We start from the raw sequence: 26,267 nt of genomic DNA on the forward strand, positions 1-26,267 counted from the left end.
GGGTACCAGTTCCGCCAGTCGCGCTACGTACCGCCGGTTTGGTGGCAGATCCCTTCGAACCAAACATCGTTACAAACTCCTTCTTCGACCAGGCAATCCATGTCAGATGGCCGGGACGGGCGTGCCCGTCCCGGCCAATCCGGCTATGCCTGTGTGCCTGCTCCGATTGCATCGCTGATCAGCTGCGATGCCAGGCCAGGGCTGGCGTTGGTGAAGAAGTCCGTGAGGGCGGTGTCGACCTGTTCGATGATCTGCTCGCCTCCGGGCTGGGCCGCGACGAAGTCTCGGGCCTGCTGGTCGATCGCCGGTGCGGCGACGACGGTGTCGCGGACGGTGGTGGCCACTGCCTGTCCGACGGGGCCGGAGTTCTCCCAGTCGGTAAGGGTGTTCTGCGTCTGGGTGGTCACGGCGGGCTGATCGATGTCGGGGATCTGGTCGCTGACGTCGACGGGTTCTCCCAATTCGCCTGCGCCGTAAGCGGTTGCGGCTGCAACGCCCGCGATTCCGCCACCCAAACCGCCGAGGGCTCCCAGAGGAGCGCCGAGCGCGAGAGCCCCGACTCCACATCCGGTCACCGTTCCCACGACCCCCGCGGGCACGGCTCCGATGGGGGTCACGATCGGGCTGAAAAGTCCGAGAGCGCTTGTACCGCCGACAGTTCCGCCGATTCCACACCCCACAAGACTGGCGGGACTGCCCACGGCGACGATTCCGGCAAGGGTTCCTGCTGCGCCGCCGCCGAGCTGGGCTGCGGCGATGCGACTTGCGCGATCGACCGGGATGCCGATCGACTTGTAGAACGTCGCCACCTGACTTTCGATGACGCCGGAGGTGTTGTTGGTGCGGGCGAGATCCTGATCGCTCATCCAGGTCTTCTGCTCGAAGACGAAGTCCCCGATGCGGCCCTTGGCTTTCGGTGCGATGATCGGTGCGACGATCTCGACGGGTCCGGGCAAGTGAATGTTGCTGTAGTCCACTGGGGCGACGCTGTAGTCGGCCGGTGCGTCGTAGGTGCCGGCATCGTAGTCCCAGTTCGGCAAAGGCTGCTGCGGAATGTTCTGGTATTCGGCGGGCGGCGGCACCCAGTAGACAGGCTCGGGTACAGGCTCGGTCGAGGGTGCAGGTGCAGGTGCAGGTGCAGGTGACGGTGACGGGGCAGTCACTCCGGGCTGCCCCGGTGCAGGCCCTGTCACCCCGGGCTGCGGAGCTGCCACCGCTATGCCCGCCGTCGCGAAAGTGGCCACCACCAGAGCTGTGAGGGTGCCGGCGGCGATGACAGGCGCGGACGGTGCGCGGTGGCGGCCGGTTGGCCGAGACTTGTGGTGCTTCATTGTGTGGAACCTTCCAATTGGGTTGTAAATACGGGGAATTGATGCGGACTGAGGTGGCGCTTAAGCGGCCACTGTTTCCGATGCGTTGGCATCAGAAAGCGGGGAGGGGTCCTGCGCCGAGGGCAGCGAGGACCGATGGTGAGGAACAAGTGAATGGCCAACGGGGCAGACTCGGGCGCCGGGAATACGCACCGAAATGCATGTGTGGCCCAGGCTCCTGCCGGCACACAGCGAACCCGCTCGGCCTCGAACTTGGAGTTCACCCCACTCTTTCGTTCTCACAGCTCCCCCGATTCGTTGGATGTGTCCGGCCCAGGTGACGGCCCGAGCCGGACACAAGATCAACCTATGAGGGTCAGTCTATAACAGTCAGTTTAAAACGGCTAGACAGTAGGGGTAATCCCACGATGGCTAATCTTCACGCCTAGGTGAATCGCACCGAACACGAGTGGACGGGGGATGAGTGGGCAGGAGATCCGTTCGCGGCTTTCAACCCAACGTGCTCCGTGATCGACGGTTGGAGCGAGGATTCACTCAAGCCGAACTTGCGCGCATTCTTGGTTTGACGCCCGGCGCAGTCAAAGCATGGGAAGCGGGAAGAGGCACGCCCAAAATCGAGACGCTCGTTAAATTGGTCGACCCTAGCGTGCTCGATATCGATATTTCCGCTTTGGTTTCCGTACCAAAAGGAGAGACCTTCCTTGGCGACCTTCGCACCCTGCGGCTGATCACACAGTCTCAACTTGCCGAGCGGATCGGTCTTTCCCAAACCATGATGGGTGCCCTCGAGCGCGGTGAGATCAACCTCAGCGAGGATGTCGCGGAGATGCTCGCCGCTGAACTCGACTACTCCCTGAGCGATATTCGTTCCGCATTCAACCGCGCGAGAAGCAGACCTCCGCACACCCCTGTGTGAAGAGTGCGCGGATCGCCTTCTCAATGCACCGCACGAATCGCACGCCGCGATAGGCGCGTCTTCTACCGTCATGCGGCGAACTTTTCCCGATTTTCCACACCACGGTTCGATTCCGCACCAAGCAACACGCTAAGTTTGCAGGTCCGGGCACTTCGGACAAATATTCCGCACGCGGAACTTTGCTGGGTGCGGAATTGGGGAAACGGCAGGAAAACAGTGGCGCGAGGATTCAAGTGACGGACCGGAACCAGTTCGCAGGAAGACTGAGTGCACTCTGGGCGGCCGCGAATAATCCGACGCTCAAGGCAGTAGCAGCGAGGGCGAAAGAACGTAGCTCCGAGGGGCCGAGCTATCAGCGCATCAGCGATTGGAAGCGCGGAGCGCGCGTTCCTGAAAAGTTTGAATCGCTGGAGCCTGTCCTCTGGGTACTTATATCGGCAGCAAGAGCGAAAGCGATACAGCCTTCCGAACATGGTTTGTATGACATGGCGGTGTGGCGGGAATGGTGGGCGGAAGCGCAGACGGGTAGCCGGCAGGCGGCCGACCCGTCGTCCGCGGCGCCAACTGCTTGCCCATATCTCGGTCTCGCCTCGTACACAGTCACAGATCGTGACCGATTCTTCGGCCGCGAGCGCAGCATCGAAGAAGCGGTTTCCGCCCTACAAGGCGCCACTACCTCCGGGATGTTCGTTCTCTATGCCGCCTCCGGAACGGGTAAATCTTCGCTCCTTCACGCCGGCATCGCCGGACGAGCCGCCACCCACGGATTGACATGGGGATCCACAAAACCGTGGAGCATCGAGACCGTAGACCCCGGCCCGGACCCCTTCGGTGCGCTTACCCGCATTTTCCCGGGCATACGAGAAGCCGAGTCGAGCGACGACTACCGGACGGTGCTCGATGACTACCTCGCGGATACCGAGAACGATGCACTGCTACTCATCGTCGACCAGTTCGAACAGGTACTCACCGCCGGTGCTCACGACGCGACCCGGGACGAGTTCATAGATCGACTCGACCGTCTCTCTCGCGTGGTCAGCTCAACGAGCACCATACGAGTGGTGATCGGCGTACGTGCGGACTTCGTACCCGAATGCTTGCAACACGCTCCCCTGGCCGACGCCCTACAGCACAGGCAGATCGTGCTTGCGCCTATGAGCTCCGAGGAACTGGCAGAAGCGATCAAACTGCCGGCAGCCGCCGTGAACGCTGAGCTCGAACCAGGGCTATCCGAACGAATCATCAGCGACCTCGATGCCACACGAGTAGGGCACAACCAGAGCGTTCTCCCCCTGATGTCGCACGTGCTCGAAAGCATGTGGATGCATCGGGACCAAGCCGGAAATCTCACCCTTCGAGCGTATGAGGCAGCCGGAGGAATCGAAGGTTCCGTCAACCGCGCCGCCGAAAACGCCTGGAAAGTTCTCGACGACGACGATCGCGCAGTGGCACCAGCCTTACTGTTGAGGTTGGTCCAGATCGGCGATGGCGCGCGCGATACCAGAAGGGCTGTCCCCCGGGCAGAACTGCTACGCGTGGGCGGCGCGGATGCCCGCAATGGCCGGGTCATCGAAGCGCTCACCACAGCTCGACTACTCACAGTCGACGACGCAGGCCTCGTGACTTTCGCTCATGAGGTGGTCATCGACTCCTGGATCCGGCTGCACAACATGATCAGCGCCAACCGGGCGAGCAACATGCTTCGGCAGACATTCGAACGCGACGCGGCCGAATGGGACCGCCGAGGTAGACAGTCCGCCGACCTGTGGGCCGGTGACAGGTTGCACGATGTCATCGCACAACTCGACGACCACCCGCTGACACCGATGGCATACAGCTTTCGGCGCGATGCAATAAAGAAGCAAGAACGGCGGAAGCTGCAAAAACGGGGAGCCGTGTCCGCGATCGCTGCCTTTGTCGCGGTCTTGATGGTCGTGTCCGTCTTTGCGTTCCGAGCGAGTGCGCGGTCCGATGTCCTCGCCTCGAGTGCCCAATTCCGAGAAGTGTTATCGACAGCGGACCGACTACAACAGTCCAACCCTTCGCTGTCGGCGCAGCTAGTTCTCGCAGCCCGCAACATGCAACCTGCCGAGACGTCCCGAGTCCTGGCCACACAAGATGCACCAATGGCAACACCGGCGGTGGGGCATGAAAATGCGATCTACACCGCCGCATACAGGCCTGACGGCAAAGTTCTCGCGACGGCGAGTGGCGACCACACAACGCGACTATGGGATGTCAGCAATCCGCAAGCCCCGACACCGATCGGATCGCCGCTGGAAGGGCACACGAGTTTCGTCACTGCGGCCGCCTGGTCCCCTGACGGCGCGATGCTAGCCACCGCGAGCGGCGACGGCACAGTGCGACTATGGGACGTACGCAATCCGCTCTCGCCCGAGGCGATCGGAAGCCCTCTGCAATCCGCCGGCGGCACCGTGTACGTGGTGTCGTTCAGCCCAGACGGACGCACCCTCGCCGCACCGAACGACGACGGAACCACAGGGCTGTGGGACGTAAGCAACCCAGAAGCAGCGTCTCTCCTCACTCCCCCACTTGCCGGGCCAGCAGGCCCGGTTAGAACAAGCGCGTTCAGTCCGGACGGGAAACTGCTCGCGGTCGGCAGCGACGACAAAACAGTGTGGCTGTGGAACGTCAGCGACCCGTCCAACCCCGTAATCGCAACAGCCCCGCTCACAGGATTTGCCCGAGCGGCGCACTCGGTGGCATTCAGTCCAAACGGCCAACTTCTCGCCGCCGGCAGCGACGATCGCACTGCCCGAGTCTGGAACATCGGAAACCCCGCGCAGCCGACCTTGGAAGGGCCGCCTCTCACTGGTCACACCGGTGCGCTGTGGTCCATTGCGTTCGGGCCGGACAGTCAAACGCTCGCAACCGCAAGCTGGGACGGCACCGCCCGACTGTGGAACCTCCGAGACCCTTCCCGCCCGCGCTCCCTAGGACAGCCCCTTGCCGGCAGTAACGGGGGCATGATCACAGTCGCCTTCGCTCCCGACGGCGCAACTATGGCAACAGGAAGTCAGGACGGCGTCCTCAGGATGTGGAACCGCCCTACATCCGTCATCGACGCCCACACCGACCGTGTCATGACCCCCAGATTCAGCTCGGACGGATCGCACATGGCCACGGGCTCTGTCGACGGCACCCTTCAAGTGTGGGACACCTCTGATCCCGATCACCCGATCGCACGGGGACGAGTCGTAGTGCCCAACGGCCAAATCGACAACCTGCAAATTTCACCGGATGGCCGAACCGTGCTGACAACGGGCGGAAACGATCGTGCAGTACTGCTCTGGGATGCCTCAGACCCCGACACAATCCGCCCTCTCGGCCGCCTCGAACTCGAGACCAGATACGCGTATCTGATGGCGATCACCCCGGACGGCCGGACCCTGGTCACCGGTAGCAGCGACAACTCGCTCCAGTTCTGGGACATCACCGACATCTCTGCGCCCGCCCCACTGGGGCAGCCGCTGCCGGTCCCCGGCGACCTGCTCACCAACGCGGCCTTCTCACCGGACGGCCGAACGCTCGCGATCGCGGCGTCGGGTACCAACGACATCACGCTCCTCGACAGCTCAGATCCGAGCCGTCCCAAGATGCTTCAACCACTGACCGGGCACACGAAGCAGGCCGAATCCGTTGTCTTCTCGCCGGACGGGAAAACCCTGGCCAGCGCTGGTGACGATCAGACGATTCGGTTCTGGGACGTAGCGAAACCAAGCGAGGCGCAAGGGATCGGCGACCCCCTGATCGGCCAATCAAGCACGATCCGGTCCGTCGCTTTCGCAACCGATGGGCGGACTCTGGCTTCGGGCAGTGACGAGGGAACCGTCCAGCTCTGGGACACCACAAACATCGCAGCTCCCATCAAACTCGGCGGTTCCATCGCATCCATCGGAGCCACCCGCTGGTACATCGCATTCAGCCCCACTTCCAATCACCTCGCGGCAGGTGGAGAGGGCGGAGCTGTCCGGCTATGGAATCTCACCCAGCGTGCGGCAGAAACCCGAGTGTGCAAGAACACGAACAATGTTCTTACCGACGCGACGTGGGACCAACTATTCCCTGAACTCCCCTACCGAACCACCTGCTAACTCATCCTTGGAAAGGGCACTGTGCGCTCACCGACTGCACTCCAGACCGCAAAGCCAATGCAGTTCGTCGCAGACGATCACGCACTCAACGTCGATGGTTCCAGCCTCCGCACCACCACAGACCCCGACATCGCGGCGAAGGCAATAGCCGCCGAAACCCTCGATCGAATACGAGTGGTGCTCGACAGCTACCCCGCAGATCCGATCGTGTTGCTTTCCGGTGGCGTTGATTCGATCCTCGTCGCAGCGACCGCAGTCGCCCTCGGCACCGCACCGCGTGCGATCACGATCGTCGTCGACGGGGAAGCCGTCGATCGAGCACCCGCGATAGCCGCTGCCGAAGCACTCGGACTGCGGCATGAAGTTGTTGTCCTGAGCTCATCAGACGTCGTCAGCCTCGCTAAATCGGCAGTGGCCGCCCTGGGAGTCAACGAACTGTGGGAGGTCGCAGCCGCGATCCCGATCCTCGCCGCCTCTGAATTGATCCGCCGATTCAGCGCCGCATCCCCGGCACCGGCAGCTGTTCTCACCGGCAGTGGTGCAGATGCAATTTTTGCAGGAGGACGGGTGATCCAGCACCCGATCGAATCCGCCGCAGCGAACCAGGCTTTAGACGAAGTGGTTCGCACCGAGACGGGAACGAACTTCGTTCGCGATCGCTTGGTCCCGGATTTCTACGAACGACTACTCGGCGACGACGCCCAAGCACTCATCCACGTATTCCAGACAGAACGGTTCTGGCAACTCGCTGAACAACTAGCGCCACCCGCTCTCTTCGGCCACGTCACTGGCGCAGCGCACGACAAACTCGCAGTCCGGCTGGCTTGTGAGCGCCTGCTTCCGGAAACTGCGCAGCACCTGGCCTGGACACGTAAATCCCCTATTCAACGGTCCAGCGGCCTGTTCGATGCGCTCGCCGATGCAGCGCGTGCCCGTGCCGCGCAGCTTCCAGGAGCAACGACCTACAGCAATCCGCTCACGGAACCGATGGAGTCCGTCGCAGTCAGGCTTTTTCTAGCCGCTTTAGACTGACCCATATAGGCGGAACGGATTGAACCGGCGTGTCGGCTGCGTATCTCGACATTTCTGCGGGAGTATTTGCAGGCAACACAATGCCCGCGCCACCGCGCGGACGAACTGGAAGGGGCTTGTCATGGCGAGAGGTCGTCCGAGTAAAGGCGAGCGGCGTCGTGTCGAGACGCGAGTGCCTGTGGATGTCAAAGACCGCCTCACCCTGATGCGCGAAGCTCGGGGACTAACTGAGAGCGAACTCGTCGCCGACATCCTCAGCGCTGCGGTAACCCGATTCGACCCGGCCGCGGTCCACACAGAGAGGCTGACGATGACCGCCTAATGATGACCACAACGCCGAAGACGCGGAAACCCCGCTTCGGTCTCATATGCGCAGTTGATCGCCCTTAAAACGACGATATCCCCCGGTTGACGGGCCGGGGGATTCGGATGTCGTAAGAAACGAGTTGACGCTCGGTTCTTAGGGTCTTGCTGCTTTCCCCGAAGGGACTGTCTTGCGTGACAGGTCTCAGGGTACATCGCGTCCTGATGCAAAATCCATAACCGATTTTTCGCGTGTCTCAGCGATGGAGCACACGCCCGCACCCATACAGCGCCCGTATTGCGGTAGCAGCCCTATGCGGCGCCGCTACGGAACAGCTCGGACACCCCGCAGAATGCAGGGGCACCTGTACGGGCACCAGTGCCATGCCCTGACGCCGATGTTGCTCAAAACGCTCGGCAAGGAAGCCGCGTGCCGGCGTTATTGCAAGGTCGCACTCGAGCTCGAAGACGGCGCATACGGCGGCATCGCTCGATGGCGAGGCGCCCAACATTGGGTCGAGATCGTCGTTCGGTGCGCGTTCACCGCTGAATACACACGGATTCGACCGATGCTTGTTCAGACATCTGGCGGGGGAATCAGCCTCAAGTCCCTGATCGCCGTGGCGACCGTTATGGCGGAAGCCGCGGATTACGACACCGGCCGGAACTCGCGCCTGACGGTAGAGACCATCGCCGAACGCATCAAGGGCGGGGAACGCACAGTCCAGCGAGCACGACAAGCACTCAAGCTCCTGCGCGTGGCCACCGAGGTCCTGCGCGGCCGACTCCGCACCAAGGACGAGCGGTATGCCTCATGGAGGTTCAACGACAAGGCCCGCGGCTGGGCGTCTGTCTGGGCATTGCACCCGAGCAAGCCTGTGGATAAAACCCGCATCACCGTCGCCGGTTCCATACAAATGGCACCCCACCCGCATAGCGGTCACTTTAAGAGCTTTACCTCTCGTAGAGAGGTACTTAATACAAAACGATCTGTGGATAAACGAGCCGCTTCGCGGCGCAAGGAGTCGAAGGCGGGGGTCGAGAAGGCCGAAGGCGTCCGGAAAGGCTTGTTGCTCGCATCCAGATGGCTCAGCAATCCACGAACTCCCGTTTGGGCGCGGCGGCACACCCCCCGAGGGTGGGCTCCCGCACTGACCGAACCAGCGGCGCACGGTTGGACGGCCGCGGATCTCAATGACGCGATCGACGCCTGGAGCAAGGCGACGCGGATGGCACCGGACCCGAAGCACCCCATCGCGTTCATCCGTTGGCTCATGAAGCAGCAGGATCTCGCTTTCGCGCCACACGTTCTCGCTCAGATAGCCGCTGACCAGGAAAAAGCCGAGCGTGAACGACAGGCAGCAGCGTTCGAGGCGGAACGGGGCCGGTACGCATCAGCCGCTGCCGAGGACTCCCCCGGCCGCCAAGCTGCCCGTTTCGTCGCCCGCCGAGCGGCCGACAGCGCCCGCATCCGAAAGACCCAGGCATCCGCGCGTGAGAATGAAACCTCGCCCGTGTGGATCACCCATCTCTCAGATCGGGGTAAGCGATGAACGGTAACCGCCCGCCCCCGAAGCGGCCGCCCGTCAAGCGCCGGCCGCTCTCCCCTTGCCAGACCGTCCCCCAGATCCACGAACGGTTGCGCACCGGCGCAAAGACGATCGTCATCGACCACCGCAACGACGAACCCCTAAAACTCACCGACGCCGAGCTGCCCGACGGCATCACGATCCGCATCGTCGGCGTCTCACGAGTCATCATCACCCGCCTGACACCCGAAACGAAGCGCAGTGCCCAGATCGTGGCCACCGACGCCGCACGATCCCAAATCTTCGGGCACACAACTCTCTTCGCCTACGGGAACGCCCATACCGACGCATTCGACACCACACGCGTCCGCGCCACCAACCGCGCCACAAGCAACCTCGTCGACGACTCCTTCGGCGACGTCGGAGAAGACACCACCACCTATGCCTACGACAACGCGACCGTGCACTCCCACGACCAAGCCACAGTGCACGCAACAGACCGGGTTTCTCTCGTTCATCACAGCTCGACGCCGGCCGAGGTCGAACACGGAGTGACAGTCTTCGGCCCAGCACGGCGAAATATTCGCCTCCGGACATAGGACTGTTGCGACAGTTGGATGAGTCAGGCAACGCCAGGAACGCTCCGCATTTTGCGCATTTTGCGTCTTTGCCTCGAATTGACAGTGGTGTGGGAGCAGAAGTGCAGCGGACCGCAAAACTTCCTCACCAGCGGTGATGCCGTGATTGAAAGCAGTTGGCGAAGTTGAGTTAATTAATGCATGCATGAACTCATTAACTACAGACAGAGTTAACGCATTAGTGCTAGCATTCATGCATGACGACAATCATGGTGTACAGCGAGGCTGGTGGCGTCACTAAGACGACGACCGCAGTCTCCCTCGCGATGGTGGCTGCCCTGTCGGGGTTCAAGACCACCCTCATCGACCTAGATCCCCGAGGTGCAGCCACTAAATGGATCGGCAGCTACCCGGAGGAATCGTGGCAGCACGTGGGCGCGATCCTGGCCGACGAAAACCCGGAAGGGTGGGCCGAAGATCTCGCCATTGACAGCGGGTGGGACGACAATCTGCGCATCATTCCGTCCTCGAGGTCACTCTCGAACCGTGAGAGGGACTACGAGGATCACGCCGAACTGAGGCTCGCAACGGCGTTGGAAGGGCACACTGCGGAAATTCGCATCATCGACTGCCCTAACCGCCAAGGTGGAACGCTTACGCAAAATGCGCTCGCCGCCAGCGACAAGGTCATCTACGCCGCAACCGCGAATCAAGACGGGATCGACGGCGTTGAAGGTGCGCAAGAGTCCGTCGCAAAGTTCCGCAAAAGCCGCGAAGTGATTGGTGCCCCCTGCCGTCTCAGTGAGGCGGGCATCGTCGTCGGCGCCGTCAAGGAGACAGTGATGACGAAAGTTTCAGTGAAAGCGCTGGAGCGACTGAGGGAAACGGGCCTCGTTCTCACGCCAATCATTCCGAATCGCACCATCGTCGACCAGTCGCGCATGACCGGCGAGTGGTACGGGAAATTCGACAAGGGCGAGCCCGTTTTCGCCGCGTACCAGCAGATATTTTCCGCATTCATTAACGCATGAGTGCGCGAGTTGACTTAATTAATTCATGCACGCGTGCAATAATGAACTAACTCATGCGTGAATTACGTAACGAATGCAGCAATGCATGAACTCATGAGTTACCGAACGAAGGAATGAACTAATGAGCAAAGAACCTGACCTCAGCGCCCCGCGGAGAGGGCCGCGTCCGGCCGTCGACGAGGCTGTCGATTCGGCAGAGGTTCCAGCCGCACGCAGGCCGGTAGGGCGGCCGAAGAAGGAAAAAGCCGAACCCGTCATCCAGTTCTCAACCAGACTCGGCTTGAGCTTCCGGGAAACTATCGACGCCGTCGAAGACGAAACCGGGCACAGCATCCGTTCGATCATCGAGCAGGCAATTCAGTCGACCTACCCCGACCACTACAAAAAGCATGGACGCAGTACCAGGTAGCGATCGCGCTGATTGATCTGAAATGCAAAGGGAGCCCCGCCGGATGCACCCGACGAGGCTCCAGACCGGGAAACCACTTGAAGGAAAGAACCCAGTCATGACCGACTTTAGCCTCCGAGCAGCTCGTATTCAGCTAGGTGCATTGCTTGCTGCACTCGCACTCGCGATCGTCATTGCGCTCGGTATCACCACCGGCGCATTCGTACTTTCCTTCGCCGTACAACGCGACCTTGCACGGCAAGCACTGATCCCGGAACACCTGACCTGGATCTTCCCGGCGATTGTCGACAGCGCCATCCTCGGCGCCACCATCGCCATCGTCATCATCAGCAAGCTCAACATGAACAAGCGCGACAGGGGCTTCTACATCGCCCTCGCAGTCAGCGTTGTCGTGATCAGCATCCTCGGAAACGCGTACCACGCCTATCACGCAGCAATTGCTGCACAGGAGTCGATCGATGGTGGGGGAGACCTTGGGTTCATTCCACTCGCGCCGGCCATTGCAGCGGCCATTGCGATCATTCCGCCGGCCCTGGTCTTGGCGTTCACGCACGGAATCACGATCTTGGTGAAGGCAGTCGGAATGGCGTACGCCGCTTACCGTTCGATCGTCGAAAGTGCCACTGACAGTGAGGATGCAAAGAGTATTGCATCTGACCTCGCCGTAGGCCGGGGACCGATCCGCGTCCCTCAGCCCAGCGAGAAGATCGCCCACAATATTGCGGAGCAGGAGGAAGAGGATCTAGACGTAGACGCCACAACGGTGGATGCGAAGACAGGCAACGAGGACGCTATTGCGGACTTTGCGGAGCCGTTTTTCGTCAACGAAATGACGGATGAAGGCCTCGACGAGATCCTCGATCCCCAAGACACAGCTACGGAGTTCCCAGACCGTCGCGACGCCGAAGAAGCACAGGCCGACACGGATGCCGACATAGACGACCTCATGGCCTTCATCGCCCGGGCGAATCTCGCGAAGAACGTCAAAGACACAGCGGTCCGCAAGCTCACGAACCCGAACCTCACGTGGGAGACCATCGCTCTGGAATCGAAGCCGCCTGTCGCGACATCGACCGCATGGCGTCGGTACGAGAAATTCGATACCGCAGCTCGAGAAGCAGGCTTCGACAGTCCACCATTGCCCGACCTGCGAGCCGCCGAGAACCCGATGCGCAGCGAACTCACCACCGTTTGACCCACACCCACCAATAAAAGGGTGGCCCCGACAGTGCTACGAACACCGTCAGGGCCGATGACCACAGAAAGCACCTGTGACCATGAACAATCATACCGACCGCTCCGAAAGCATCGACCACGGCAAAACCGGCCGACCACCTATACAGCCACGAGCGAAAATCACCCGAGAAGCGATCCTCGAAGTTTCTGCCACCCTGTTCAGCCGAACCGGTTACGCGGGCACCAGCATCAATGACATCCTGGCGATCTCCGAGACCACCAAAGGTGCGATGTACTTCCACTTCTCGAAGAAGGAATCCATCGCGAGCGAGATGCTCCGCCGCTGGTCCGCCGCAGTCTCCGAGACAGTGGGGAAGGCCGCAGCGACAGGTCAACCCGCGATCGGCAAGTGATCATGATCTACCGCGAACTCGCCCGCCGCACACAAACAGAAGCGATCACCCGAGCCGGACTCATCCTGTCCGTCGACAAGTCGCTCAGTGATGCGTGTGCCACCTACGAATCGTGGACCGACGCGATCACACCGATCGTCGTCGACGCGATCCGTTCCGGCGCCCTCGACTGCGCGGAAAGCATGTCCAGGCTCGCAGACACTCTCTGCGCCGGTTTCGTCGGCGCAGTGCAGGTTGCCGCTAGCCTCGACGAGAACCACACCATCACCAAACGAGTCGACGATCTGCTGCTGATGTGGCGCGGAACTGACCCGGCCGCCGTCCGTATGGTCGAAGGAGCATCTCTGTGAACAGCCATAACGAATCGGCGGCCACTCCGGAAAACGCTGCCGCCACAAGAACCAGCCCTCGGATCGGGCGCATCCCCGGCAGTAAAAACTCAGCAATGCAGGACCGCGCAGTGCGAACACGCGAAGCGATCATCGCCGTCGCGGCACGGCACTTCGACACCGACGGATACGGCAACACCAGCATCAACACCATCAGCGGTACCGGAAAATTCGCCAAAGGCGCGATGTACTACCACTTCCCATCCAAGGAAGCGATCGCCGAACACCTCGTTTCGGACTGGAACCACACCCTCGCCGAAACCATCAGCGAAGCACTGGCGGCCAGTCCAAGCAGCACGGCAAGGGAGAAGCTGACAGCGATCTTTATCTCGCTCGCACAGCACATCGGCGAAGACACCTACCTCCGCGCCGGAATGAAACTCACCCTCGAACCCGCCATCAACAATGGCGCAGCATTCGCACACTGGGTCGACGCCATCAGCGACATCATCGAAACCGCCATCACCACCGGCGAAATCCCCGACACCCCCACAGCTCACCGACTCGCGTGGAACCTGTGCGCCGGCACCATCGGAGCCGCCCACGCATCCGCGGTCATGAGAGAAGACATCGACCTCGCCACCCGCATCGGAGACACAGTCGCAGCCCACATCAAATCCGTGAGCGCATGAGACTCTCGACGACATCAGGGGAGGGACCGCGGTGACCACGAGAAGACCGAAAGTATCGTCCTATTCAGGGCAAGAACGCAGAATGTAGATCGAGGGATCGGTCGTGTGCTTAGCGCAATCGCCGTCGTCCTGCTCGTGATTCCGATCAAGAGTGCGCGATCCTGAATGTTGCAGGTGAGACGCTCTACCTGGATCAGGTCGGGCGTCCTACCGGGCTCAAATGCGACTCTTGTGGGCTCCTCGCAAGGGGAAGACGTACGAGAGCAAGTGCGGGCAGCGTGGACACATCGGTAGCTCTACGAGTCGCCCCGGGAAACTTAAGCCAGCTTGATCTGGGAAAGTTTCACTATCGCATCTGGTGTCTTTGCATCCGGAATGAGCTTGTCGGCGGCCACACGAGTCTTGGCTGCCGCGACACCCTCCGCCAAGGTGATCGAGCGCCCCGTGATGCTGGAGACGCCAATAATGTCACTCGGATCTGTCAACTTCTTGCCCCGCACAGGAACAGTCGTGGCCGACGAAGCTGGGCTTGAGGTGTCGGCCGACGACGAACTCTCGCGCCCCGGGTTCTTACCCATCTTGCCCTTGCCGTGCTTCGAGATCTTGTGGATCTTTTTGTGGCCTTTGACGCTGATAGTGCTCGGCTGGTCCCCACCCTTGCGCAGGCCTTCTGTCACGACGATGTAGCCGCGCGGAACGTGATGTCCTGAGCTTTTTGTCTCGGCAGCGAGATTCTCAGCCATGTCACTCCACCTTCCCTTCGCCCAGATTCTCCCCGGAATTCGAATCGACGTCCACCTCTGAAGCTTGTTTGAGTAAATCCTCAAGGATTCCACTAGGCAGAGCCAAAGGACCTGCCGTTACATTCCGGACTAGCTCGGCAGCACCGACTGGTCTGTACTTCTCCTCGACCTTTAGGAGAATCGTCAAACTGTCGTAGCCCAAAGGACGGTTGTCCTTTGCCGTGCCGGTAGCCAAGTTCAGCGCCCAAAGCGCCTGTTCCCACCACTTTTCCTGCTGAGTGGTCACGAAATCTTGGTACCGTTCGGCCCGCGCGATACGCCTTGCGTTCCTGCCAGCCGCAGACACCCCGATGAAAGCGATTCCCGCAGCCGCCACGGCCATGAGACCACCGAATCCTGGACTAACCGCAAACTTGCCCAGGCCGGCCAGGAACGCCTCGTGCCCCCACTTCCTGTACGCCGCCAGGCCGAACCGCCAGATCACCACAAGCACGACGAGCGCGAGGAGAGTGGTGATCCAAAAACTCCACTTTTTGAGCAGGCAGGGCTCGACAGTTTCCACATTCACAGCTGTGATTGTGCCGGGTACTTCGGCGAACTCGGCTTTCGAACTGGCCGTGTTGCCGGGATCAACTACCGAGAGCCGCGAAACGTGCTCCGGTACGCGAGGCTAGTACCTCGCGCTTGGGTCCGCTCGAAGCCCAGCGCCCATCAATCCTTGGGAATGAGACGGTCGTCCTTGTCTAATGCCCCCTGGCGAGTGGCGGATTGTTAGTGCCCGGCGGGTTGGGAGGAACCCCGGTGTTGGCATGGAGGGTGTCACCGTCGTAGGAGCCAGTACCTTTAGTCATTGACTGCCTCTTCTTACGCGGATGCCCTACGTGGTAGTGAGGCTGCGTGCTGTGATCCGGGTACGCATACCCGCACTCATAAACTGGCGCGCTGCCTTTTTTAAAGAATCCGAACATGACGGGTCTCCTCGGGTTTGTGAGGCCTCATCTTAGACGCGGCGCTATTGCCAGCTCCTGACCTCATCTATCTCATTGGGTAGCGTGCGGGTGTGGCCCTGGGAGAGATATTTTGAAGGCGCAACGCCGCTCGGCGGCCGTGACTGTACTGGTCTTCGCTGGATTCGGATTAGTATGCGGACTCGTAAGCGCCGCCGTGTTGTGGTGGTACGCCTCCCAACCCTTCACGATCTACACAGCCAGCTACCAGCCGCACGACCTCCAATCGTTCCATGTCGAGACGGTCCCGATTCGCCGATTCATAATTGGACTGATCATCGGTGCACCCCTATTGGGGGCAGCGGTCGGGGCACTCGCTTCCATCGCTGGGTGGAATCTCGCACGACGCGACCGCACGACTGGAATGTTCACCTGAACGCCGACCGGAGGTCAGGGCTGATTCTCTCAGCGCAATATGCACTGCCGCAACATATTTGGATCTCCCATTCGTCCAATGCGGCCTATGCGTCAGAACACTTTGGTCGTTCCTCGCAGACTAGGTGTACACGCCCGATCAGACACAAGGATCTACTGGCTCTGTTTGAGCGATCAATCCTTCAGAACGATCAAACATGTTTGTCTTGCGTGAGGTGGGTCGGGTGAGACAGTGCATGAACGGTGTGTCCATCAATCGATCGTTTCTCGGACACGCAACGGCGACGACGATCAGACAAAGCGACCAGCCGGGGGAGTGTTGCAAAAACCCGTCCCACTGCTTTTGTCCCAAATCCTCGCTTGTCGGTGAGTTCTGCAACACTGTGCCCTTACGAGCGACTTTTTGGTCTACGCAGTAACTCTCGGAGTTATTTGGCACGTTTTCCCCGAAGTATTTGACACGGAGAATGCGGCGAGGCCTGTCGAGCGTTGAAGTGACGGACTGAATTCCGGCTGGTTTCAGAGTGAGAGCATTCCGGCTTCCCTTTCGGTACGCGCCAGCTCGATGTTGGCGTACAGTGCCGATCGCTTCAAACCCGTGTTCCTGCATAATGTTTCGATCTTGAACTGCCCGGTCTCGTACGTCTGTAACAGGTACGCGCGCTCTTCCGGTGTTAGCTTGTGTTGACGGCCCTTCATCTTGCCGGCCGCCGCAGCCGCCGCAACAGCATCCCTGGTCCGACTTCGGATCAGATCGGACTCGAATTCGGCCATCAACCCGAGGACACCGATGAACATCTTGCCCATCGGATCGGTCGGGTCGTAAATCTTCCCGTCGATCGACAACGCCACACCTTTGGCAGCGAGTCGCTTCACCGTCTCGTGAAGATCCCCCGCTGACCGAGAGAGCCTGTCGAGTTTCGTCACACAGAACACGTCACCTTCGCGGGCAGCGTTGATCGCATTGTCGAGCCCGGGACGCCGAGTCTGCCGGCCACTGATTCCGTGATCGACATACACCCGGTCGCGATCGACACCCTCCTTGGCAAGAAGCTCGACCTGAATCGACGAATCCTGAGCCGCCGTACTCACACGCGCGTAGCCGATCTTCATTGCACTCCCGATTTTCGCCGTTCAGACGTCCCGGACACAATCTGTCCGTTAGAAACTATGCCATACCGGACGAATCCAACGGACACATATACCGGACGAAATCGCGAGAATTTCCCCACGTCAATTTCACGCAGAAGCGCGTTTGTGATCGTCCGGTATGACGATGGTCAAAACGCACACCGAAACCGGCAGGAGGGCTCTGAGTGCGTTTGCCTTGAACCGGTAAGCCTCCGCGATTGGCGAGTGAGGTCAGTACAGGAACAGTTGATGAGGAGTAAATCGTTCGCAGGCTGAACCGTACGCTGCTTATTCATGCACCTTTGCTATGTCGAAGATTCGGGCAACTCTGGGGAGGGCTTACTTACACTGAATGGTCTAACCGTCCTGCCACTTGCTTCAGGGGCCCCGGGTTTAGTTGTCCTCGAGCGGAATACACGTTCGGCGCCCGCGATTGTCGGCATCGGCCGCTAGATTTGGGCGTGGTCCGGCACCGTGCAGGACCACATCCCTGTGAGGTGGTTGATGGAACCCGTAACCCTAGTAGTCGCGGCGATCGCACTCGGTGCGTCGGACGGCGCACGTGAGACCACGAAACAGGCAATCGGCGACGCGTACACGGCCGTGAAGGGCTGGATTACGAACCGGTACAGCTCCGTGACCGCGGAGGTCGAGGGGCTGGAGCAGGAGCCAGAGGAAGAACTCCGCCGCGCACTCCTTGCGAAGAAACTGGATCAGGCGGGTGCTGGCGACGACGTCGATCTTCTGGGTCTCGCGCAAGCTCTCCTGGCAGCCGTCGAGGAGCAGGCTCCCGAGTTGCCTGCCACCATCGGCGTAGTGATTCGCCGCGCATCGGTTGGAGGCGACATCGAGGTCAAAGATGTGGCCGTCGACGGCGGGAGTGGTGTTGTCGCCGAGGACATCGCAGCTGCTGGCGATCTGCGGATCGGCCGAGTCGCAGCGCGTGCCCTTCAGGAGTCGCCCCACCCTACCTGGGCGCGGGAGCAATAGACGGTTGGTCTGCTTCCGCGCACAACTTCACCTCGACCCAGCGCAACGTCATCGCTGGCCGGGATAACAACACGTACTATTCGGTCGGCGCGACGGAGACGGGTAACAGCGGCGACCGCATCCGCGCAGTAACGGCGTCAGTCAAGCCGGTGCCTATCGGTCAGGGTCTATGGACCGTCGCTGTAAACAACGCGAGTTCGGGTCCGATTACGGACCTCGAAGTCGATGTGTATGCCGTTGATGGGGACGGCAACGGACTGGAGGGTGCGTGTCACCCGGCGAAGGGGAAGATCTCAGTGCAGGGGCTCTCCCGCGAGATGCTGTCGGGCGTGATGAGCGGAACACTTGATGCCATCGGCTCCCGCGCTAACTCGATGTACCCGCCGGGGATTTTCGGTGTGCCGACGAACCTCGGTTCCTATGGTGGGATGTTCTCGGATCACATCATGAGTGTCCCCGGCCTCTCCGCGCTTCTTCAGAACGCGCAACAGCAGATGGTCGACAAATACCCGCAGGTGATCTCGCGAGACCAGTCAGCTGAGGTGTTGTACAGCGCCCCCGGAGCGGCCGAATTACGGGTCGATCTCCAGTTCGCCGACGACATGGGCAACCTATGGCGTCGACGGCACGGCCAGCAACCTGAACCGGTGATGGAGGGCGAATAGGCCGGAGTCTCCCGAATCCGGCCGACACCCCGCGTTCCCTCGGAAGGTTGGGGGTTATCCGCTGCGCCGGAAGCGAACACGCAAGCGTGAACCCCCGACTGCGGCCGCTGTCGGGGGCTTACGCTCTACTTGCCCGGGTGCCGACGACTCCGGAAGTAGTTGTCGGGCGCCTGGAGCCAGGGAAAGAACTCGATGAGATACGGGCCGAGACCTCTCGTGTTTGGTGACGACATCGCTTCTGTCGCTAACCGATCAACGGTATATGTAGAAACCGCCATCGCACATCCGCTGGCTACAAAGAGAGGTTCGCCGTTCTTGTTTCCCAGCCTCACCGTGCCCGGGGCGGCACGCCACGCCCGCCCGGTGGGGGCCGAGGGCTCTTTCGTAGTCCCGTCAAGTCCGATAACCGTCCCTTATGTCAGTTCAAAGACTGCATATTTTCTCGTCGGGCGGTATCCGACCCGACGTCCTCAGGATAGCGGCGTGTCACGACCGGTCATTGTCGGAGCGTAGTTCTGCCATATGTGCAGCGGCATCCTGGTACGACGTGTACCCCTTGGATCTGTCCACCAGACGAATATCCATCTCTCCTTGGGTATAGCGATCAGTGAAGTAGATGCCGTGAATCGATTGGGGGACTAGGCGGGCCGTGTTGAACGAACACGATCCCAGGTGTGGGTAGCTGCGGCCCCGGTGCTCAGGGCGGGGATCATTCTGGTAGAGGAAGTTGAGTCTTTCCACATCATCTCCGGGTATTCGGTCCCAGAAGAACGACTTACTGTCGCTTCCACTTTCGACGGTCATCTGACGGACATGGAGGGACCAGTACGACTGGTTGATCACGATGTACGCAGGGATAGGCCCACGATTCCCTCCTTCCGGGATAACACTCTTTGCCGTCGGAGTCAGCGTCACTTCCCACAAGCCGTCGATTCGGGGTCTGTGGGTCAGTCTGTTCAGCAGTGGAAGGCGCCATCCCCAGAGATCCCATACGAGCAGAACTATCGAGGCGGCCGCGGGGAGCCATCCGATAACGAGTTTGGTGGTGCTGTCGAGACTGATCCCGGATAGCGCGAGGATGGCGGTGTAGACGAGGCCAACAGTGAGTACGACGATTCGCACCAAGGTAGTCGGACGCACGTTGGGGTCAGCTTCCGTATCCGAGATGGCCCCATGTCGCCAGGACTAGGTCTTTTCCATCCTGGACCGACCATTTCTTGTCACTCGTGAAAAGCCACTTCATCCAATTAGGTTCGACCATTTTGCGCTCACTCTCCTCTGATTCGAGGAGACTCCACAAGCTGACCAGCGTGGCGCGGAAACCCTCGTCGAGGTCACCAGTGGTGAGAGTCGAGGCAGGCACGTTGTAGACCAGGCACTCCATGAAGTACGAAGGCAGCTCGTCGATGGTGCCCGCTGTCGCGAGGAAGTTCTCAGCGTTCTTCAGTGCGCGAACGTAGTTCTTGTACCGGTGGTTGGTCTCGGTGTTGAGGCTGCGTCCGTTATCCAGTTGCTGTTGCGGCCAATTCACGATCTTGCTTCCGCCATCGGTTGGGAAGACGCAACTTCCTTCCTTCGAGATAGTCCGGTCGGAGTTGTCGTAGCGTCGGTAGTCGAAGCTCGGCACGACGTCGGCGCTCGGGCGGCTACCTTCCACGGCGCTGATGTTGATGGCAACTCTTCCGCTGGTGTCGACGGAGTCTGATCCGAAGGCTACGACGAGCGCATCAACTACTGCCTTACGCCAGCTTTCAGGAGTCCACGACCCTTGGTAAGGCGGTGGCGGTGGTGCTGCGCCGGTGACGCCCGCCTTGTATCCGTAGTAGAGGCAGTCCCGAAGCTCGATCACAACGTCGACGTCACTGTCACGGCGGACATTGGTGTTGTTGGGGTAACTGCCCTTTGTATAGATGAGGACGTTGGTGCCGTCGAAGGCATTACAGGTGGTAATCGCTTTGCGGACCATGTCCTCCGCTCGCTCTTGCTGCACCTGTTCGTTCTCGCTCGATGGCTTGATCCACCTGCTGAGAAGCTCTGTACGAGCTGAAGCTGACATTCCCACCGCGTGACTCCCGTCGTCAGGTGAGGACAATATCGGTTACCACCGACATCACTTTCATAAGAATGTTCGTACGGCTAGGTAGTTATCGACCCTTCTTCCATCAGTGGTCCTAACTGGACCGACGTGTTAACGGCAAGGTAATCGGTGATCAGGTAACCATGGATGGCATCTTCGTCTACGGCCTACTGCACGATCCGGCGTACTGCGAGGATTGTGCACCTGACTTGAAGAAAATTCTCCCGCACATCCCCACGCCGGAGACCCGAGAGCGTCGATCTGTATCCCCTTGACGTACAACTTAGTCGGGTTCCTCGGCAGAGGCTGAGAGACGTCCGAATATCGAAAGATGAAGTGGGGCAAGAAGAAAGCGACCCCGAGACCGGCAAGAATGCCGACGACCGCACCGCCACCATCGGCTACAACGCGAAAGTCCATAACCGGCTTCATTGCGACCGTGATTTTACGGGTGACCTATCGCACGCAGGCGCTGGGAGCATCGCGCCAGCGAAGTCGACAACTGGACGCGCAGCGGAGGAAAATCTCAGCCTGCGGGCCGACCTCCAGGATTGTCGCAGGCTCCCGATAGTCTGTGTGCTGTTCTGAAGACAGGAAGGGAGGCCTTGCACCACGTGACTGACGAAGCGCAATCGCGCTATGCATTGTCGTTCACCAGTGGTGGCCTCCTCGCCCGCGAGGGTGTGTCCGTCGCAGCGATATACCTTGAGTCTCGCGACTGGCAGGCGACCCGTGTCCGAGTTGTCGACGGCAACTTGTTGCAGGCTCGCACTACCTCATCGCTCGACAGGGTCTCCCGCGAGACCGTTCAGCGGCTCGCTGCGCTCGGCGATGATGAGATCGAACTGCTTGTCGAGGGCAGTCCGTCGGAGCAGCATCACCTGATGTGGGCCGCGGCTTGCCGCCGCTACGCGCTGATCGGCGACTTTGCCGAAGAGGTGCTGCGCGAGCGATTCCTCCTGATGCGGCCGACGCTCGACATCGAGGACTTTGACCGGTTCATCACCGGTAAGAGCCTGTGGCACCCCGAGCTCGACGGTCTGAAGTCGTCGACGCGACAGAAGCTTCGGCAGACGTTGTTTCGGATGCTCCGCGAGGCAGGTCTGTACACCGACGCCAGCCACATCATCCCCGCCGTGATCTCCGGGCGCGTCATCGACGTCCTGGACCGCCGCACGCCCAGCGACCTCCGATTCTTCCCGATGGTCACACCATTCACATCCTCAGGCAACCAGGTGCAGCGATGAGAACAACCCAGCGAAACCTCACTCACGAAGAGAAGCACGTATATGACGTGTTGCGTAGCGACCGGTTCTTGAGGATGGAGGGCCTCTCCAAGGAAGTTCCCTTCTTCATTTACCACTTTCCTCCTGCCTGGACCCTCGACGTCGACGGCATGCGCGACCGGGTCACCACGAAGCTCCAGAGCGATGACGGAATCAGTGTGGTCGAGATCAATCTGTACGACCTTGCCGTCGAACTCCTCAACGAACGGGGCGTCTGGGATCGCGTTCTCCAGGCGGAGCCGACGATGGACAAGGCCGACTTCCGCGACATGCTTCAGGGCATGCTCGATCCGCACGATCACCTCGCCCCAGCGATTCGAGCTCGGCTCGGAACTGAGCCAGGAACTGAACCGAAAGCAACCGTGGTCTTCCTCACCGGCATCGGTGAGGTATTTCCGTTTATCCGTACACACACGGTGCTGGAGAACTTGCAGAGCGTGGTCGTGGGTCGCCCGATGTTGGCGTGGTTCCCGGGCACGTACGAGTTCACCCGGTCGACCGGGCACCAGCTCCGCGCATTGAACCTTGGTGCGAGCGACAGCTATTACCGGGCCAAGGACATCCTCGAGCAGGAGACATGAGCATGACTGTGATCAATGAGATCTTCGCCAAGCCGATCGACCGTTCGATTGAGGGCGTCATCAAGGCTGACGACACCTCCCAACTCGCCACTGAGGTGGAGGAGTATGTCCTCACCAACGAGGCCGCCAAGGGTGTCGAGCAGGTGCTGGAGGCGTACACGAACTACACGAACGCCAACGGCGTGTGGATTTCCGGCTTCTTCGGCTCCGGCAAGTCGCACCTGTTGAAGATGCTGGCCCACTTGCTCGGCGACATCGACGGCCTCGACTACCCGCGTGCTGGGGTCTGCACCCAGTTTCGGACGAAGGCTGACGACGCGTTCCTGCCGGCGTTGATCGACAAGGCCGAACGGATCGAAGCGAAGAGCCTGCTGTTCAACATCGACCAGAAGGCCACCCTGATCTCGAAAGACCAGAACGACGCCCTGCTGAAGGTGTTCGTGAAGATCTTCGACGAGTCCCGCGGCTACTACGGCAACCAAGGACACATCGCCCGCTTCGAGCGCGACCTCGACTTCCGTGACCAGTACGTGGCGTTCCAGGAAGCCTTCGAACAGATTGCGGGAATTCCCTGGTCACAGGGACGCGAGCAAACGGCCCTTGAAGCAGGCAACATCGACAAGGCCTTTGCCGAGGTCAACGGCTCCGAGAGCCTCGGCATCATCCGCCAGTACAGTGCGAATTACTCGGTCTCGATCGAAGATTTCGCCGACGAGGTCGCCGCCTGGCTTGACCAACAGCCTGACGGTTACCGGTTGAATTTCTTCGTAGACGAGGTAGGCCAGTTCATCGGCACCCACACCCAACTCATGCTCAACCTCCAGACCATCGCCGAATCGCTCGCTACCAAATGCCAGGGGAGGGCGTGGATCTTCGTGACCTCCCAGGAGGACATGGAGAAGGTCGGCGGCGACCGCACCAAACAGCAGGCCAACGACTTCTCCAAGATTCAGGCGCGCTTCAAGAACCGGCTCAAACTCACCAGCCAGGACGTCGAGGAGGTCATCCGTAAGCGTCTGCTGGCCAAGGCCGATGGTGCGGGCACCGAAATCGAGGCGATCTACGACGCGGAGCAGGCGAACTTCAAGACCCTGTTCGACTTCGTAGAGGGCCGCCACTATCCGAATTATCGCGACGAGCAACATTTTGTCGGCACGTACCCATTCGTGGGCTACCAGTTCCCGCTTTTCCAGGCCGCGATCGAGTCGATCAGCGACCACAATCTCTTCGAGGGGCGCAACAGCTCCGTCGGTGAACGTTCCATGCTCGGTGTCGTTCAGGAAGTCGCCACCAGCCTCGCCGACCGGCCGCTCGGCACTCTCGCGTCCTTCGACCAGATGTTCGAGGGAATTCGGGCCTCGTTGAAGTCCGCCAATCAGCGCGCGATCTTGGGCGCCGAGAATTCCCGGGACAGCGGCAAGCTCAGCCCACTCGCGGCGCGGCTGCTCAAAGCGCTGTTCCTGGTGAAATACGTTGACAGCTTCAAATCCACGCCTCGCAACCTCACTGTGCTGGTCTACGACCGATTCGGCACCGATCTGACCCAGCTCGGCAAAGATGTCATCGACGCGCTCAACACACTGGAGGCGCAGACCTACATCCAGCGCAATGGCGACCTCTACGACTACCTGACCAACGAAGAGCAGAAGATCGAGCAGGAAATCAAGGACGTCGACATCGACAGCTCCGAGGCCTCCGCGAAACTCAACAAGCTGCTCGCCGAATCGGTCATCAAGACCACGAAGGCCACTGCCAAGAACGGCCAGAACTTCCCGTTCGGCTACAAGCTCGACGGCGTGCCCTACGGCAAGCAGTACGAGCTCTCGCTGCACTTCATCAGCCCCGAAACAGATTTCAGTCTGGAGCAGATCAAGATGCAAAGCGCGGGGTTCGACGAACTCCGAGTGGTGCTCCCGGTGGAAGCGAACCGAATCCTTGCCGACCTGCGTCTGCTGCTCAAGACCGAGAAGTACGTCAAACGTGCTCAGGGGTCCAGCCGCACCGCGATAGAGACCAGGATCCTCAGCGAGAAAGGCACCCAGAACGCCGAGCGGGAGAAGGAAATCGTCGAACGTCTGCGGACAGCGGTCGGGGCATCGATCCTGATCCACAACGCCGGGGTCCTCGACATGACCGCCGCGGATCCGCAGACACGCATCAACGACGGCTTCGGGAAGGTCATCGCCGCCACCTACACCAACCTCAGCATGCTCGGCGGTAAGACCTTCAGCGAGCAGAGCCTGAGCGCACTGGTGAACCCGGCCGAGGGCATGTTCGAGGAAACCGGCAGCATCCTCGATGTTCCCGCGGGCGACCTGCTCGGGCATCTGGAGATGCGCGGTAAGCGGCACGAGATGGTCACGATGAAGCAACTCGTCGACCGTTACACCACCAAGCCGTACGGCTGGGACCAGTGGTCCATCGCCGCCGTGGTGGCCTATCTAGCAGGGCAGGCGAAGGTCGAAATCCAGGTCGACGGTAAGACAATCGCCCGGACGGAGATCGCCGGGGCGCTGCGCAACACTCAGCGTTACCCGAAACTGATCGTCGCCCCGCAGCGCGTCTACGACCAGAAGATCGTGAACCTGTTCCGCAAGTTCGTCATCGACTTCACCGACGACGGCTCCGTCACGAAAGATGCCGCCGAACTCGGCCGCATCGGCAAGGAACACCTCGAAGCCAAACTCGCCGAGCTGAAGGCACTGCGTGCGGGCGCCGCCGTCTACCCGTTCATTGACCAGCTCGACGAACCGATCGGGCGGCTCGCGGAGCTGAGCAGCAATCAGGAGGCTTGGTTCGTCGAGCATTTCGCCGGTGCCGACGATTTGCTCGATGCCAAGGACAACGTGATCGATCCGATCAAGGCGTTCCTCAACGGCAATCAGCGCAGCATCTACGACGATGCCCGTTCGTTCATGCTGACACACAGCACCAACATCGCCTACCTACCCGCCGGAGTCGCCGACGGAATCGAGACCGCGCTCGAAGACGCCCAGATCTTCCGCGGCAATAAGACCACCAAGCTCGGCAGTGCGGTCGCGGCAGTACAGGAGCAACTCGATGGAGTGGTTGCTGTTGAACGGGACGAAGCAATCGCCAAGATCGACAACTACTGGAAGCAGATTCCGGTCAGCGCGGCGTATGCGGCCGCGGCGGAGGCGGCTCGTCAATCGGTGACCCGCCAGACCGAGCAGATTGTGGCGAGCGTCCAGCAGGAGATCCAGATCCCTACGATCCGTCACCTGGCCACGCAGTTCGACGACACGATCTATCCCGCGATCCTCGACGAGCTCGAAGCTGCGAAAGCTGTACCGGATCCAGAAACGGTGGTTCCCGACGACGACACGTCAAAGGCCCCGAGAATCCCGACACCTCCGACGAAGCACAGCATTTCGATCAAGAAACTCTCACTGCCGGGAGCCGGCGGAGTGCTCGAAAACGAAGCACAGGTCGACGCCTATCTAGGTCAACTTCGCGTGATTTTGCTCGCGACGATCAACGACAACAAACGCATCACCCTGTAGTGCCCAAGCGCCCCTCAAGGGCACGAGTTTAAGG

At 60.5% G+C, this 26,267-nt stretch carries 22 protein-coding genes; 16 read left to right on the forward strand and 6 right to left on the reverse strand.

The window, feature by feature from the left end; all coding sequences use genetic code 11:
• Positions 1 to 143: 143 nt before the first annotated feature.
• Complete coding sequence (locus M0639_RS35000; RefSeq protein ID WP_064074498.1) at positions 144 to 1,331, reverse strand: hypothetical protein; 1,188 nt, start codon at positions 1,329 to 1,331, stop codon at positions 144 to 146.
• A gap of 499 nt (positions 1,332 to 1,830) precedes the next feature.
• On the opposite strand from M0639_RS35000, the gene M0639_RS30770 reads away from it, so the two are divergent.
• From M0639_RS30770 to M0639_RS30820, 11 genes are all read left to right on the forward strand, one after another.
• Positions 1,831 to 2,247: a helix-turn-helix transcriptional regulator gene (locus M0639_RS30770; RefSeq protein WP_257216792.1), complete on the forward strand. Its 417-nt coding sequence runs from the start codon at positions 1,831 to 1,833 to the stop codon at positions 2,245 to 2,247.
• Between the two features lie 485 nt (positions 2,248 to 2,732).
• Positions 2,733 to 6,362, forward strand: coding sequence for an nSTAND1 domain-containing NTPase (locus M0639_RS30775; RefSeq protein WP_082893190.1), 3,630 nt, complete (start codon positions 2,733 to 2,735; stop codon positions 6,360 to 6,362).
• 57 nt (positions 6,363 to 6,419) lie between these two features.
• Entirely contained in the window at positions 6,420 to 7,394 is a 975-nt protein-coding gene (locus tag M0639_RS30780; RefSeq protein WP_064074496.1) for an asparagine synthase-related protein, read from the forward strand.
• 701 nt (positions 7,395 to 8,095) lie between these two features.
• Positions 8,096 to 9,250 carry a hypothetical protein gene (locus M0639_RS30785; protein WP_064074514.1) on the forward strand — a complete coding sequence of 385 codons (1,155 nt, stop codon included), beginning with the start codon at positions 8,096 to 8,098 and terminating at the stop codon, positions 9,248 to 9,250.
• Positions 9,247 to 9,825 carry a hypothetical protein gene (locus M0639_RS30790; protein ID WP_064074495.1) on the forward strand — a complete coding sequence of 193 codons (579 nt, stop codon included), beginning with the start codon at positions 9,247 to 9,249 and terminating at the stop codon, positions 9,823 to 9,825. The genes M0639_RS30785 and M0639_RS30790 overlap by 4 nt, the downstream gene beginning before the upstream one ends.
• Positions 9,826 to 10,061: 236 nt before the next feature.
• The gene (locus M0639_RS30795) at positions 10,062 to 10,835 is read left to right on the forward strand and encodes a ParA family protein (protein ID WP_064074494.1); all 774 of its coding nucleotides are present in this window, start codon (positions 10,062 to 10,064) and stop codon (positions 10,833 to 10,835) included.
• 121 nt (positions 10,836 to 10,956) lie between these two features.
• The gene (locus M0639_RS30800) at positions 10,957 to 11,244 is read left to right on the forward strand and encodes a hypothetical protein (RefSeq protein ID WP_064074493.1); all 288 of its coding nucleotides are present in this window, start codon (positions 10,957 to 10,959) and stop codon (positions 11,242 to 11,244) included.
• A gap of 97 nt (positions 11,245 to 11,341) precedes the next feature.
• Complete coding sequence (locus tag M0639_RS30805; RefSeq protein WP_082893189.1) at positions 11,342 to 12,439, forward strand: DUF2637 domain-containing protein; 1,098 nt, start codon at positions 11,342 to 11,344, stop codon at positions 12,437 to 12,439.
• Between the two features lie 82 nt (positions 12,440 to 12,521).
• The gene (locus M0639_RS30810) at positions 12,522 to 12,833 is read left to right on the forward strand and encodes a TetR/AcrR family transcriptional regulator (protein WP_231915045.1); all 312 of its coding nucleotides are present in this window, start codon (positions 12,522 to 12,524) and stop codon (positions 12,831 to 12,833) included.
• A complete protein-coding gene (locus M0639_RS30815; protein ID WP_248671236.1) occupies positions 12,830 to 13,183 on the forward strand; it encodes a hypothetical protein in 354 nt (117 codons plus the stop codon). Before M0639_RS30810 ends, M0639_RS30815 begins: the two co-directional genes overlap by 4 nt.
• A gap of 110 nt (positions 13,184 to 13,293) precedes the next feature.
• Positions 13,294 to 13,854: a TetR/AcrR family transcriptional regulator gene (locus M0639_RS30820; RefSeq protein ID WP_231915044.1), complete on the forward strand. Its 561-nt coding sequence runs from the start codon at positions 13,294 to 13,296 to the stop codon at positions 13,852 to 13,854.
• A gap of 317 nt (positions 13,855 to 14,171) precedes the next feature.
• On the opposite strand, the gene M0639_RS30825 is transcribed toward M0639_RS30820, so the two are convergent.
• The 3 genes from M0639_RS30825 to M0639_RS30835 all read right to left on the reverse strand — a co-directional run bounded on the left by M0639_RS30825 (position 14,172) and on the right by M0639_RS30835 (position 17,092).
• The gene (locus tag M0639_RS30825; protein WP_064074490.1) at positions 14,172 to 14,597 is read right to left on the reverse strand and encodes a hypothetical protein; all 426 of its coding nucleotides are present in this window, start codon (positions 14,595 to 14,597) and stop codon (positions 14,172 to 14,174) included.
• 1 nt (position 14,598) lies between these two features.
• Positions 14,599 to 15,165, reverse strand: coding sequence for a hypothetical protein (locus M0639_RS30830; RefSeq protein WP_064074489.1), 567 nt, complete (start codon positions 15,163 to 15,165; stop codon positions 14,599 to 14,601).
• Between the two features lie 1,333 nt (positions 15,166 to 16,498).
• On the reverse strand, positions 16,499 to 17,092 hold the full coding sequence (locus tag M0639_RS30835) for a recombinase family protein (protein WP_064074487.1): 594 nt from the start codon (positions 17,090 to 17,092) through the stop codon (positions 16,499 to 16,501).
• 522 nt (positions 17,093 to 17,614) lie between these two features.
• Between M0639_RS30835 and M0639_RS30840 the strand changes: the two genes are divergently transcribed.
• Positions 17,615 to 18,100 carry a hypothetical protein gene (locus tag M0639_RS30840; RefSeq protein ID WP_064074484.1) on the forward strand — a complete coding sequence of 162 codons (486 nt, stop codon included), beginning with the start codon at positions 17,615 to 17,617 and terminating at the stop codon, positions 18,098 to 18,100.
• A 296-nt stretch (positions 18,101 to 18,396) separates the two neighbouring features.
• Positions 18,397 to 18,765 carry a hypothetical protein gene (locus tag M0639_RS30845; protein WP_231914979.1) on the forward strand — a complete coding sequence of 123 codons (369 nt, stop codon included), beginning with the start codon at positions 18,397 to 18,399 and terminating at the stop codon, positions 18,763 to 18,765.
• Positions 18,766 to 19,251: 486 nt separating this feature from the next.
• On the opposite strand, the gene M0639_RS30850 is transcribed toward M0639_RS30845, so the two are convergent.
• Positions 19,252 to 19,905 carry a Cap15 family cyclic dinucleotide receptor domain-containing protein gene (locus tag M0639_RS30850; RefSeq protein WP_156525038.1) on the reverse strand — a complete coding sequence of 218 codons (654 nt, stop codon included), beginning with the start codon at positions 19,903 to 19,905 and terminating at the stop codon, positions 19,252 to 19,254.
• 7 nt (positions 19,906 to 19,912) lie between these two features.
• Positions 19,913 to 20,821: a nucleotidyltransferase-like protein gene (locus M0639_RS30855; RefSeq protein ID WP_064074486.1), complete on the reverse strand. Its 909-nt coding sequence runs from the start codon at positions 20,819 to 20,821 to the stop codon at positions 19,913 to 19,915.
• Positions 20,822 to 21,456: 635 nt separating this feature from the next.
• Between M0639_RS30855 and M0639_RS30860 the strand changes: the two genes are divergently transcribed.
• The 3 genes from M0639_RS30860 to brxC are packed head-to-tail and all read left to right on the forward strand — an operon-like array spanning position 21,457 to position 26,233.
• Positions 21,457 to 22,089 (forward strand): DUF1819 family protein, encoded by a 633-nt coding sequence (locus M0639_RS30860; protein WP_064074480.1) that lies wholly within the window; start codon positions 21,457 to 21,459, stop codon positions 22,087 to 22,089.
• Entirely contained in the window at positions 22,086 to 22,709 is a 624-nt protein-coding gene (locus tag M0639_RS30865) for a DUF1788 domain-containing protein (RefSeq protein ID WP_064074479.1), read from the forward strand. Before M0639_RS30860 ends, M0639_RS30865 begins: the two co-directional genes overlap by 4 nt.
• A 2-nt stretch (positions 22,710 to 22,711) precedes the next feature.
• The gene (gene brxC, locus M0639_RS30870) at positions 22,712 to 26,233 is read left to right on the forward strand and encodes a BREX system P-loop protein BrxC (protein WP_156525037.1); all 3,522 of its coding nucleotides are present in this window, start codon (positions 22,712 to 22,714) and stop codon (positions 26,231 to 26,233) included.
• The last annotated feature ends 34 nt before the right edge of the window (positions 26,234 to 26,267 follow it).

Source organism: Rhodococcus qingshengii JCM 15477, assembly GCF_023221595.1.
Taxonomy (GTDB): domain Bacteria; phylum Actinomycetota; class Actinomycetes; order Mycobacteriales; family Mycobacteriaceae; genus Rhodococcus_F; species Rhodococcus_F qingshengii.